The 12,603-nt window shown below is 47.0% G+C and carries 8 protein-coding genes; 6 read left to right on the top strand and 2 right to left on the bottom strand.

Annotation, left to right across the window (positions count from 1 at the left end):
* Positions 1 to 756: 756 nt before the first annotated feature.
* A complete protein-coding gene (locus QUB33_RS27345; RefSeq protein ID WP_333357104.1) occupies positions 757 to 1,101 on the bottom strand; it encodes an HNH endonuclease signature motif containing protein in 345 nt (114 codons plus the stop codon).
* A 205-nt stretch (positions 1,102 to 1,306) separates the two neighbouring features.
* Here QUB33_RS27345 and QUB33_RS27340 point away from each other — a divergent pair, with 205 nt between their 5' ends.
* From QUB33_RS27340 to QUB33_RS27325, 4 genes are all read left to right on the top strand, one after another.
* On the top strand, positions 1,307 to 2,557 hold the full coding sequence (locus QUB33_RS27340; RefSeq protein ID WP_333357101.1) for a helix-turn-helix transcriptional regulator: 1,251 nt from the start codon (positions 1,307 to 1,309) through the stop codon (positions 2,555 to 2,557).
* 563 nt (positions 2,558 to 3,120) lie between these two features.
* Positions 3,121 to 7,602, top strand: coding sequence for a plasmid replication protein, CyRepA1 family (locus QUB33_RS27335; RefSeq protein ID WP_333357098.1), 4,482 nt, complete (start codon positions 3,121 to 3,123; stop codon positions 7,600 to 7,602).
* 304 nt (positions 7,603 to 7,906) lie between these two features.
* Positions 7,907 to 8,692 (top strand): ParA family protein, encoded by a 786-nt coding sequence (locus tag QUB33_RS27330; protein ID WP_333357095.1) that lies wholly within the window; start codon positions 7,907 to 7,909, stop codon positions 8,690 to 8,692.
* Complete coding sequence (locus QUB33_RS27325; RefSeq protein WP_333357092.1) at positions 8,689 to 9,192, top strand: hypothetical protein; 504 nt, start codon at positions 8,689 to 8,691, stop codon at positions 9,190 to 9,192. The genes QUB33_RS27330 and QUB33_RS27325 overlap by 4 nt, the downstream gene beginning before the upstream one ends.
* 411 nt (positions 9,193 to 9,603) lie before the next feature.
* On the opposite strand, the gene QUB33_RS27320 is transcribed toward QUB33_RS27325, so the two are convergent.
* A complete protein-coding gene (locus tag QUB33_RS27320; protein ID WP_333357089.1) occupies positions 9,604 to 10,554 on the bottom strand; it encodes a tyrosine-type recombinase/integrase in 951 nt (316 codons plus the stop codon).
* 111 nt (positions 10,555 to 10,665) lie between these two features.
* Between QUB33_RS27320 and QUB33_RS27315 the strand changes: the two genes are divergently transcribed.
* Positions 10,666 to 10,812: a hypothetical protein gene (locus QUB33_RS27315; RefSeq protein WP_333357085.1), complete on the top strand. Its 147-nt coding sequence runs from the start codon at positions 10,666 to 10,668 to the stop codon at positions 10,810 to 10,812.
* Between the two features lie 223 nt (positions 10,813 to 11,035).
* A complete protein-coding gene (iscB, locus tag QUB33_RS27310; RefSeq protein WP_333357082.1) occupies positions 11,036 to 12,319 on the top strand; it encodes an RNA-guided endonuclease IscB in 1,284 nt (427 codons plus the stop codon).
* Positions 12,320 to 12,603: the final 284 nt, after the last annotated feature.

Genomic DNA, 12,603 nt, shown 5'->3' with positions numbered 1-12,603 from the left:
ATTGGTTAGATAGGATGCTTTTTACAAAGGGTATACTTAGCTATTTTACTATGGTTGTACTACCGGACATGATATCACTAACTTCAACTCCCAACAATTCCTTTGGCACTCTTGCAAAAACCATAAAAACTATAAATTGATCATTTTTACCCCCCTCTTACGTCTATTTGACATGGCTTGCTATGCGACTGGCGCACTAATTAGGAGGATTGAGGAGGATTTACAAGGGTCTGAAATACAAAAAATCACGCCAAAAGCAACAATTATTTACAAAAAGTGATAAGCATTTATACTGATTGCGACGGTAAAACTAGGAAATTGTAGGTGTAATGAGTAATAACTGTGCTGTTTTCTCCTCTTTTTTCCTCGTTATTTCTCGCTAAAAATTTTGAACCAGTCAGAGCGACTTTTCTGCATTAGTTTGGTCAAGGTGCACTCGGATTGATAGAGTCAATGGGGAGCTTGCGTCAAAGCGGCTTGCAGGTTTATTCGGACATTCGATTGACATCCTCCCACCACTGATTCGGAATACTGAGTCCATGCTGCATCACCGATCGATTTGCAAGAGTGTCTATTCTTGACCATATTACGAACCATCAAGTCCTCATACGCCACCAAATCGGTTAGGGTCGAGGGGAGTATTACTACTCCACCCCTCCCATCCGAAACCGTGCTTGCGACTGTCGGGCAAGAGAGCATACGTCACCGTATCTCCTCCCCTCAGAACCGTACTTGCTACTCGTCGCATCATACGGATCAAGCCTTTGCCTTCACAGAACGTTTACCACTATGTACCGTCTTATGGCAAATTTTATGTAGGTGTTGAAAATTGTCGATTTCATCTGTTCCACCTTTTACCAGAGGTACTATGTGGTGTGTTTCTAGAGCTTCTCCATTGTGTAGATTTTCCCCACAGATTGGACACAACCAGTTCGGGTTTTGGGCTATTTTGTAATATTTAGACCCAGGCTCCCAAATGGTTTTACCCACACAAGAGCGATTTACTTCGTGAGGCGACGATAAAACTTTGTAATTAGCAAACCCATCAACCTGACAAGCACGATGGACCGACCATAACAGGTGGAGACAGATCACCCCCATGTCTGGCAAGAAAATCTGCGATAATCAAAACCTTGAGGTTAATATAGACTCTAATAACCTTAGCAACAGCTCCTACGTGGAGCCAAAGCAATCGCAACGGTCACATAAGTCATCTACAGAACCCCGGCTCTGCCAAAGAAAATTCTACGAAGAATGCCCCAGTAGTGCAATCACAGATACAATCTATACGGCTGGAGTCACTGGTATGGATTTCTGGGAAATAAGCGAAACCAGTTTGAATGGCGGCAAAGATTTTTCCAAAGGTCGAGTTGAACTGCAAATCCGCGATCGCTTTGACCTAACAGACTTTGCTGAAATTGCCTATCAAGCCAAGGAAGTCATTGCCCAGAAATTCGGAGAAGAAATCCTCAAACTGCACTACGCACTGGCAATAATTGCCTTCCGCAAACCCGAAGCTTGGAGAGAAGAAATTACAGTATCAGCCTCTAAACTTCTAGATGACTTTGGTGAAGCTCAGAAAAGAAATCACTACATCCGCAAAGCCAACAGAAGTCAAGACAGCAAGCCTACCCAATACCTTTCCAAAACAGAAAAACTTCAGCAGATCAGCCATCAAGCGCAACTGCTCAGACGGATAGAAGTTTGTGTAAGAGAATGGCAATACAAGGAAAAAAACATCTTGTCAGTAAGAATGTCGCATCTATGGGACATCTTTGAGATTCACGAGATTGTCCAGCCATCTTTGGACGGTAAAGACACCTTTATTGACGTTGAAATCACCTTCCGCCCTGGCTTATGGTTTAACAAGTTTGCTAATCACGCTTATTTGCGGGAATTTGGTTACATCACCAGCGAAGCATTAAAACTAGACCCCTACCGGGAAAAACTGGCGCTTAGGCTAGCTTACTTTACCCTGTTTGCCCTGCAACAGCACAAAAGTGGTCGGTATCAAATAGAGACACTACTGACGCGCATCGGGTATGGCAAGGAGATAGTGGCAGCCAAGACAGACCGAGTTGCAGCCTTACACCTCAAACGCAGCTTCGATCGAGGACTGAAAACACTGGGGAACTTTGAGTCCCCATACCGTTTTGACTACGATCCTGATGTTCCAGACTGGGTGCATCCAGATCGCAAAGTCAAAAAGCCCAATCACTGGTTTGAAACCTGGCTGCAACTTAATGGGACTTTACGCCAGCCAGAAGCGCTGCCTAAACGGCTGAAACCAGAACCAGAACAACCGCAACAGGCAAAAAAAACTCGTTGCAAGCGGAAGTCAGCTCAACCAACACCCAATTTGGCCGAACCTATAGCTTTTGGTCAACAGGTAAGGGAAGCTCGGAAAGCTATGGGAGAAAGCTTAAGAGTGATGGCAAAGAGGGTAGAGATTTCACCATCCCAACTATCCCAGATAGAAAACGGGTGCTATCCGCGTACCCTCAAACCTAGCTTGAAGACCAAGATATTGGAGCATCTGGGCTTAACTGACGAGTAACTAGCCACTCACAAAAATCTCGCATCTCACAAAACCTCCTCGAAATACAGGGGGTTTTGTTTTCATGCCCTACCTCAGACCAACCCCAGACTGTTCACGAACTTGTAAACAGCAAAAATTTTGCCAAAATTGGCTTCAAATCAATATCTGATAAGGCTTACAGCGCGTAAACATTTCGTGTTCATTCGGGATCGTTTCGTGTTCATTCGGGATCGTTTCGTGTTCATTCGGGATCGTTTAAATTTTAAAAGCCTTACCCCGTATGGCTTTCATCCTCTAAAAATCTCCTGATTAGTTTGAGTAGTTTGAGAGAGCATCACGAACCACAGCAGCCGAGTCTGACAGGCTAAGGATTGTCCTAAATCCTGCAAAACGCAAAACGTGACACGAGAAAATTGTCAGAGGCGCTGGAACGATCGCCGTCAAACCAAGCGCACGGGAAGTGTCCATAGCTTCACTGAAATCAAAGAAGCACCCCTGTGCAGACGAAAAGCCCGCTCAACTCCACCTACTAACCCACAAAGCCTCACACCCCTACCTTCCACCAACACCGGGGGTGTCCAATGACATCACCCATCTCCCCCCTGTCCGAATGGCTGGCTTCAGGCGTAGACCCCGACCTCATCGCCCTCAACGTCCAAACCCTCTCAGGCGACACCCCGTACCAATACCTCCTGTACGAAATCAACGCCGCCTCCGGCAGAGTCCACCCCGACGCACAATGGCGGTGGGCCAGAAAGCACTACAGCCACATCGAAGCTGGTGGCTGGTGGTGCTCGGGGCTTGACCCCCTCAACAACTGGCAACCCATGTATTGGGGCTGCTTCAAACCCCACCAGCCCCGAAATACCTTTGACCCCAAAGGCAAAATCAAACCCGTCAAATACGAACACCCCCCCAAAACCCCCACCAGAGCCTTTTTCCTGCAAGTCCCAGATCACATCTGGGCAAAAGTCGCAGAACGCTACGGTGTCCCCATCGACCCAGAGGACTTGGAGCTCTTGAGCAGGGAAGCGGGGGAGCTCTTGAGCAGGGGAGAGGGGGAGCGGAAAGACGAAAATCTCTCCTCTGCCCCTAGCCCGTGCAGCCCCTCTGCGACCCCTACCTCATCCCCGAACCAGCCTCAGTTCTGGCAATGGGTATGGGACAACAACATCCCGGTCATCATCGTCGAAGGCGCAAAAAAAGCCGGATGCCTACTCACACTGGGTTACGCCGCCATCGCCCTCCCCGGTGTCACCGGCGGTGTCAGAACCAAAACCCCTCAAGGGGAGAAATGCGACCCCTACCTCATCCCCGAACTCCAACACTTCGCCACCCCAGGGCGGGAAATCTATATCTGCTTTGACCGCGACAGCAAACGCCAAACCGTCCAGAACGTCAACCGGGAAATTGGCAAACTCGGTCGCCTGTTCACAGCCGCTAATTGCCCCGTCAAAGTCATCAACCTGCCAGGGCCAGAAAAAGGCGTTGACGATTTCGTGGTATCGAAGGGCTCCGATGCCTTCAGCGCCCTCAAAAATGAAGCACAAGGCTTCCAATTCTGGCTTGATAGGGAATCATGGCTTTTAACCTATCCCGCCTCTTTAAAGCTAAATTCTCGCTATCTGGGAAAACTCCCCTATCCAGAGTCCGGGTTAGCCTGCATCAAAGCCCCCAAAGGCACCGGCAAAACCCAAGCCCTCACCAACTTAGTCTCACAATCCCTTTCCACAGGCGATCGCCGCGTGCTGATAATTACCCATAGGATTCAACTGGGCAGGGCTATCTGTGCCAGCTTAGGAATCAACTACATAGACGAAACCAGAGACTCAGCCGAGGGTAAACTGTTCGGATACGGCTTGTGCATAGACAGCCTCCACCCCCTATCTCAAGCTAAATTCAATCCTGAAGATTGGTTCGGCGCGATTGTCATCATCGATGAGTGCGAACAAGTCATCTGGCACGCCTTAAACAGTTCAACTTGCCGCGAAAACCGAGTCGCCATCTTGCAAACTCTGCAAGAACTCATCCACAACGTCTTGACAAGTGGCGGCTTAGTTGTTGCCCAAGATGCAGATTTATCGGATTACAGCATAGACTACCTAATAGCCATAGCAGGTATTCCTATTTCCCCTTGGGTTGTTATCAATGAGTGGCAGCCAAAACGAGGGCGAGATGTGACGTTTTTTGCCACTTCTAATCCGGCTTCGCTGTATGTGCAAATGGAGCAAATTCTGTCTCAAGAAATCACTTGTTGTGACCTTGAAAGCCGTGCCGAATGCTGTCCTATAAGCTTAAACTGTGCCCAATTTGGTGGTAAAAATCCTGCTGAATGTAGTTCTGAAAGCCATGTCAAATGTTCTCCTGTAATCCGGGGTGAATATGGGTTAAAAAGCCGTGCCAATTTTTGCCCTATAACCTGTGCTGAATATGGCTTTAACACTCGTGCCAAATGCTCTCCTATAACCTGTACTAAATATGGCTCTAAAAGCCCTACTGAATATTATCATAAAACCTCCGATCAATATCCTGTAAAATGCGCTAAATATGACCGTGAAATCTGTGCTAAATATGGTCAAGAAAACTCCGATCAATATTCTGTAAAATGCGCTAAATATGACAGTAAAATCTGTGCTAAATATGGTCAAGCAACCTCTGGTAAATGTCCTGTAAAACCTGCTGAATGTGACTGTAAAAGCCATTCAGAATATTATCAGAAAACCTCTGGTGAATGTCCTATTGTAAAACCTGCTGAATGTGACTGTAAAAGCCATCCTGAATATTATCAGAAAACCTCTGGTGAATGTCCTATTGTAAAATTCACTGAATGTGACTCTAAATGCTTTGCTAAATATGTTTCGGAAAACCCTAGTGAATATGACTGTAAAAACCCTGCTAAGTGTGATTGTGAAACAACCGCAAAATGTAGCCCAATAAACTTTACTGAATGTAACTTAAAAAAACCTACTGAATCTCACCCTATAGAGCGATATCGACCGCGCATTATGGTTGTAGAAGACTCACAAAAAGTTACAGGAAATTGGTCTTGTCGCAACCTTGAAACCCAACTGCAAAAACGCTTTCCTCATCAGCGAATTCTCAGGATTGATAGCGAATCAGTATCAGATCCAAATCATCCCGCTTACGGTTGCATTGACCAACTAAATACGCTCATACAAAACTATGATATCATCATCGCTAGTCCCACAATTGGCACAGGAGTTAGCATTGACCTTCGCCATCATTTTACAGCGGTTTTCGGCATTTTTAAAGGAGCAATTGCTGTCAATGACGCTTTGCAAGCCCTAGCGCGAGTTCGAGATGAAACTGTGCCTTGGTTTGTCTGGACTGCGCCCTTTGGTGTGGGCAAAATTGGCAATGGCAGTTCGAGTTACCAAGCAATTCTCAAATCTCAAAAAAAAGTCATCACAACCAATCTCAAATTGTTGCAAAACGTGGATTTTGACATTGATGAAGCTTGCGACCCAATTCACTTGCGGACTTGGGCTAAAATGGGGGCGAGAATTAATGCTGGGATGTGGAACTACAGGGAGGCAATTTGGGAAGCTTTAAAAGCTGAAGGGCATTCTGTGGAGCTATGTCGAGAGAATCAATTACAACAAGAACTCAAAGTTTTGCTGTTACGACAGCTTGCAGCAAACAATGCTCAAAATTGGGATTTATTGGAAGAACTAGAGTCGCAAGACCGCAAATTAAAGTCGGAGTTAGATAGCCGGGAAACGGTAGCCGCTTGCATCCGTGCAGAAGCGACATCTATCAAGGAAGAGAATAAAATGTTAGAAGCGCAGGCTGTTAATAATGCTTCTGAGATTACTCTTTCTAAATACTTAGAATTGAAGGACAAACGGGCTAAGACTCGTGATGAACTAAACCAGCAGCGCAAGTATCAATTACAAGAGACTTATGGAGTGCCCCTCACGCCTGAACTTAAGTTGAAGGATGATGCTGGCTGGCTGCCTCAAATTCGCTTACATTACTATTTAATTTATGACCCAGAGTTGGTCAGATTTCGAGATAAAAATCACTTGGCGGGGCATCTGGAAAGGGGGCAAGGAAAGGTGTGTCCTCAAGATTTGCGTTTGCTGACGGCAAGTGTGGAAGCTTTGAAGGCGTTGGGAATAAAGTCGTTGTTTAATGTTAATCGAGAGTACCGAGGGACTGACGCGGATGTGATAGCTTTTGCGGAACAAGTGAAGCAGTGCAGTGTTGATATTAAGGATTTTCTGGGTATTAGTGTCAGTCCTCAGATGACACCAATGGAAGTGGTGCAGTATATTTTAAGGGGTAAGCTGGGCTTTACTTTGCGGCGAGTTCGCCAAGAAAGGTCGGAGGAACGAGATGCTAAAGGTCGGCCCAAACGTATTAGGGTTTACCAGTTTGAGTTTCCCCAGGATGGCAGGGAGGCGATTTTTGAGGTTTGGCAGCAGCGGGATAAAGAGGCAGTTTCTTTGGCGGAAGGTGCTAATCAGTGTTTAGAAGGGGTTTCTAGTGGCACAGGGTTGGATAATAGTATAGAGATGTCAGGGGGTGTGTTTTCTCAGGATTTGCCTCAACAAAATAATGAGGTGGGAACTGCTGGCACAGGGCCGGATAATAATATAGGGATATCTGAGGTTGTGCCGCCTCTTGGTTTATCTCAACAAAATAATGAGGTGGGAACGGTTGGCACAGGGTCGGATAATAATATAGAGATATCTGAGGGTGTGTCGCCTCTGGATGAGGAATGGGCTCACACTACTCAAGTGTTCGGAGTGGAAGTTGCACCTGGGGAGACATTAACAACTGAAGGGATGGGAGTTGCAGCTTCATATCAGGCGATAGAACCCGAAAATCACGCTATTCCCACTTATGAGGCAAAAGTACCCCAAATGGCACCGTCTGAGCTGAAAGTTGGCTCGGTGGTGAGGTTCTGCGGTGAAGTTCAGAAATATGTCGTTAGAGCTGTTGCAGGGGCTCAGGTAATGGTGAAATCTCTGTTTTCGGGGCAATTCGTCAACACTTATGCACACCGCTTAGAGCTTGCAGAAGGGCGGACAGGATGAGTTATTTATGGCGAGCGCACACTCCGGCGGACAAGAAAGTTGAACGGCTTATTACACAAGGGTTTGAGTTAATAGTCTGTGGAGGAAAATTGGGTGGGGACTGCGCGAGCTCCGCTCCCTTGCTAGTTTTAATAATTTAGCTTTTTACTAAAATGCTAATTTTAGCTCTTTATCTTTTAAGTAAAATATCAATATCTAAATTACTAAAATAATAAAATTAGCTTTTTAGTAATTTAGATATTGACTATTTTCGTTTTTTAAATGACGATATATATAGAAAACCCCATCCCATGCCCCTAAAGCCATGATCGCAGTCGCCATCGCGTCCCTGTCCGGGGGGCAGGGCAAGACAACCGCATCTCTATTCCTGAGCCGCCTCCTAGCCAGCCGGGGCTATCCCACACTGGCTATCGACGCCGACCCCCAACACAACCTGACCACCTACCTGGGGCTAGAACTGCAACCCAACCAGCCCACCTTGCTGGAAGTTCTCAAAAAATCCGTGCCCATCGAAGACGGCATCTATCCAGTCGAAGGTAGCGACAACTTGTTTCTAATTCCCTCCGACGACGGCCTTGACGCCGCCGCCGACTACCTATCCAGCAGCGGCGTCGGCGCTACCCTGTTGCTGCGCCGCCTCGAACCAGTTGCCGAAGCCTTTAAATTTTGTATCATTGACGCACCCCCGCAGCGCTCGCAGATTTGCTTAACCGCAATCGGTGCCGCCGACACCGTAATCATACCCGCCGAAGCCTCCGTCAAAGGCTACGGTTCCCTAGTGCGGACACTCGACTTGCTCAACTCCATGAGAGATGTCAAAGCAACCAACGCTACCGTACTAGGAGTGCTGCCCTTCCGCGACCGCTGGATTGGCAACACTCAAACCCTAGAAAGCCGCCTTGCCGTAGAAGGAATGAAAGACGAAGTTGAAAACGAATTAATTCTCCCTTCAATCCGAGAATCCGAACAGTACAAAAAAGCCATTAACAAACGCCAAACTCTCAGCGAATTAGGACATCCCGACTTAGAATATCCCTTTGAAATACTGCTCGCCAAAATCGAGTTTCTTTTACAACAAAAAGTACAATGAGTGACAGCATCCTCGACCAAATTCGCTCCAACCGCAAGCGAACAGTTGTTCCAAGCCGAGAAGATACTTTAATTGCCCCCAAACAGGAGAGCGAACAAATAGCTCAACGTTCAACTCCGGCGAACGAAACTTCAAACGAAACTTCAAACAAAACTTCGGCGAACGAAACTTCAACGAACGCAACTTCAACGAACGCAACTTCAAACGAAACCACTAATCCCAATTCAACATTAGAAGAGTTAAAAGCAGAACTCGCGAAACTTCCGCCAACTCGTCGCCATTCTGCCGTTGTTTTAGATGCAGAAATAGATGCTAACTTGACAAGATTTTGCAAAGAAAAAGGAGTGACCGTAGAAGTATTTTTAGAAGCTGCATGGCTGCAAGCAGAAGCTTCATCCGAGCTGATGGAAAAAATCTTAGTAGAAGCCAAGTGCCGCTACGATTCCAGAAAACTTGCTGGGAAGTTGAGGCGGCTGATTACAATGCTATCTGGGCGCTGATAGGGAGATGCTACTGCCATTAAACAGTTGATAGTTGATAGTTGATAGTTGATAGTTGATAGTTGATAGTTGTCCACACTGTTAAAAGAACGAGTGGAAAGGCACGCAATCAAAAAGGCCATGAGTGGTTTAATTACTGCGATGAAATAACGGACATTTCTCGCAAGTTATTTAACACGGCGCTGAAGTTTGAGGATTTGTGCGAAGTGAGGATTGTCCCCAAAACGGGATGTTATGTTGTTGAAGTAGTTTACTCTGAACCTGACAACAGCCAATTCTTCTGTAGCTTAAACCCAGAATTAGCGGAGGCTATTGATAAAGGAACTATAAGTTTCATCAGAGTCCTAGATGTCAGTCTTGTCCACCTTTTATAGTGCGTCAGCACTTAACGGGAGAGAACGTCACAAAGCGCTAAAACTCCAAATGCTGCACGGCCCGCCGCTTAGTTTCCTCCCCACGCCTGTCATATTTGGCCGTAGTTACCGGAGAAGCATGACCCGCCAACTTTTGCACCGTCACAATATCCACCCCAGCATCAAGGAGGTCTGAGCAAAACGTGCGCCGGAAATCGTGGGGACTAAAAGACTCCACCCCAGCGAGAAACGCCCGCCGCTGCACAATCTTCAACACACCATCCTCCGTCATCCGCCGCCGCTGAATTTCTCCTCCTTTCCGAATCGGGTACAACAGAGGCCCCGTCGCCTCTCCCCTCAACTCCAGCCACTGGGACACTAAAAGGCAAGCAGACTCCGGGAGGTAAACCGTCCTGTCTTTCTTGCCCTTGCCCTCTCGGACGAACAGCGCTCCCGTAGATAGGTTGAAATCTCGCTTCAAGAGATTGACCGCTTCAGAGCGACGGATGCCGCCCCCTCGCAAGATAGCAATCAGCGCCGAGTCCCTAACATCAATAGGGGTCTTACCAGAGCAGCTTTCCATCAATGCAGCAATCTCACAGAGCGTTAGCGCCCGCCCCCTAACTTTTCCCGATTGCTTGATACTCCTGACATCCACCGCTTTACTGTAATCTATTGGGTCGATTAAATCCAACCGCAGAGCTTCCTTCAACACCCGTCGCAGGGCGCACAGCATTTGGTTCACCGTCGCGGGAGCGTACTTTTTCTCCATAGCCGAGCGCAGAGCCGCCGTATGTCTGTAGCGCAATGCCGCCCAATTCAAAGTCATTGCGTCGCACTCCCCACCTGTCAGCATTCGGGCCATGATATTGAGCCCTTCTCTCATGGTTGCCTTTGACCGCTCGCTCCCCAAACTGTCGAGGTACACTGCTGCTGGGTGCTGAGTCAGGGGTACCGGACAGGGCAGATTCAATGTTTCGGGCTGTTGCTCTCCAATTCGGTTGAGCATTTACTCTTTCAAAGTGGTATTATAAATACTAAATTTTACGCCTTTAACGGTTCACACGATCGATCGATTTGGCTCTTCCTTCGTGAACCCTCACCGTCTAGGAACGGACTCGTGTGTTCGCTCCTATTTGTAGAAGAAGAACACCTTTATGCAGCTTTAGCCTGTTTTTTTGGGCTAGTTGCTGTGAATGACCTGATATCGCTTTATCGCTGGTGGGTGGGAGAGTTATGCGAAGTCAACTACCGCACACTTCCCTAACGGGTAAGTGTGGGCTTGAATAAAGCCTGTTGACCAGACGGCTAGTTTTACTAGCAGCCGTTAAGACTAAGAGTTAAATTTCGTACCTTGAAATGCGTGCCAGTTTCAAGCTCTACAACTGGGTGATTAAACAAGCCATTAAGGGAAAGCTAGTGTCATCCAGAAAGTACCGAGTCTTAACACCGTCGAGGCAACCCTAACCAAGAAATTGAGAGATGCAGTAATGCGTACTTTTGTTCTAGATAAAAACCTCAAACCTCTTGACCCCTGCTACCGGGCACGGGCTAGAGAACTACTTCATAAAGGGAGGGCTAAGGTATTTAAACGCTATCCGTTTACTATCGTGTTGCAGGATAGAACTGTTGAAGAATCTACAGCTCATCCACACCGGATCAAAATCGACCCAGGCTCTAAAACAACTGGCGTTGCCGTAGTCCAAGAGCAAACTGGGCGGGTCACAAATGCATTAGAAATCTCACACCGAGGAGAGCAAATCAAAGGCGCTCTTGAGTCTCGTAGGGCTTTAAGACGGGGACGCCGTAACCGTAAAACCCGTTACCGTAAACCGCGTTTCTTAAACAGAACCCGTAAAAACGGGTGGCTGCCACCGTCTCTTGAGAGTCGGATTGCCCACATCGAAACCTGGGTAAGACGAATCAGAAAAGTTTGCCCAGTCACCGCAATCTCCCAGGAACTGGTCAGATTGGATCTGCAACAAATGCAGAATCCCTTCATTAGCCCAGTAGAGTATCAGCGCGGTGAACTATTTGGCTTTGAGGTCAAAGAGTACCTGTTGATGAAATGGGGGAGAAAATGCGCTTATTGCAGCGTTGAGAATGTTCCGTTTGAGATTGAGCATATTTTGGCTCGAAGCAAAGGAGGTTCTAATCGGGTCAGTAATCTCTGCCTTAGTTGTCATTCCTGTAATCAGGCTAAAGGAAACAAGCCTATTGAAGAGTTTCTGAAGAAAAAACCTGAATTACTCAATCGAGTTTTAGTCCAAGCCTCCTCACCTCTCAAGGATGCTACTGCTGTCAATGCGACTCGTTGGGAATTGTACAGAAGGCTTCAATCAACTGGCTTGCCTGTAGAGGTGGGTACAGGAGGGAGGACAAAGTTTAACCGTAAAACCAGAGGGATTGAGAAATATCACTGGACTGATGCCACCTGCGTTGGAGAATCTACCCCTGAAAAACTTTTACTTAAAGGGATTAAGCCTTTGATGGTTAAAGCCAAGGGACACGGGAGAAGACAGCGGTGCGGAACCGATAAGTTCGGTTTTCCAATTCGTCATGCCCCAAGCCAAAAATTCTTCATGGGATTTCAGACGGGAGACTTGGTGAAAGCTAATGTTTTGGTCGGGAAGTATGCAGGAACCTACACGGGTCGAATCGCTATTCGATTTAAACCAAGTTTCAAGTTAACTACAGGAGGCAAAAGTTTCGACGTGCATCCGAAATACTTGAAAACTATCCATAAAGCTGACGGGTACGAATATGCTTTCTGAAAACAAGGATTCGCTACGCTCAATTGTTCTTGGCGGCAATTCCCCCGACGCTGACCCTACGGGTTCAGGCGTCCGCCCCCTTGCCACATTTAAGGATGGGGGGAATTTTTGGAGAGTGCGATCGCCAATGGCTGTAATGATATGATGGCGGAATGGCAATCAATACTGCTCGGTTAAGCAATTTCGTGGATATGATATGTCCGCTAAAGATCAATGGCACTGAAAAAGTCTCAATCACGCCCTCCGTTTAGATTTCAAGACAGAGCGAGGTTCCTGCATTCGAG

This window comes from Microcoleus sp. B3-A4 (genome assembly GCF_036705385.1).
Classification (GTDB): Bacteria; Cyanobacteriota; Cyanobacteriia; order Cyanobacteriales; family Microcoleaceae; genus Microcoleus.
The sequence above is the reverse complement of the archived record's forward strand: the minus strand, read 5'-3'. Positions and strand labels throughout refer to the sequence as shown.

Bases quoted from the DNA above. Each gene is read 5' to 3' on its own strand.
- QUB33_RS27345 (WP_333357104.1), bottom strand. From the start codon at position 1,101: ATGGGGGTGATCTGTCTCCACCTGTTATGGTCGGTCCATCGTGCTTGT.
- QUB33_RS27340 (WP_333357101.1), top strand. From the start codon at position 1,307: ATGGATTTCTGGGAAATAAGCGAAACCAGTTTGAATGGCGGCAAAGAT.
- QUB33_RS27335 (WP_333357098.1), top strand. From the start codon at position 3,121: ATGACATCACCCATCTCCCCCCTGTCCGAATGGCTGGCTTCAGGCGTA.
- QUB33_RS27330 (WP_333357095.1), top strand. From the start codon at position 7,907: ATGATCGCAGTCGCCATCGCGTCCCTGTCCGGGGGGCAGGGCAAGACA.
- QUB33_RS27325 (WP_333357092.1), top strand. From the start codon at position 8,689: ATGAGTGACAGCATCCTCGACCAAATTCGCTCCAACCGCAAGCGAACA.
- QUB33_RS27320 (WP_333357089.1), bottom strand. From the start codon at position 10,554: ATGCTCAACCGAATTGGAGAGCAACAGCCCGAAACATTGAATCTGCCC.
- iscB (WP_333357082.1), top strand. From the start codon at position 11,036: ATGCGTACTTTTGTTCTAGATAAAAACCTCAAACCTCTTGACCCCTGC.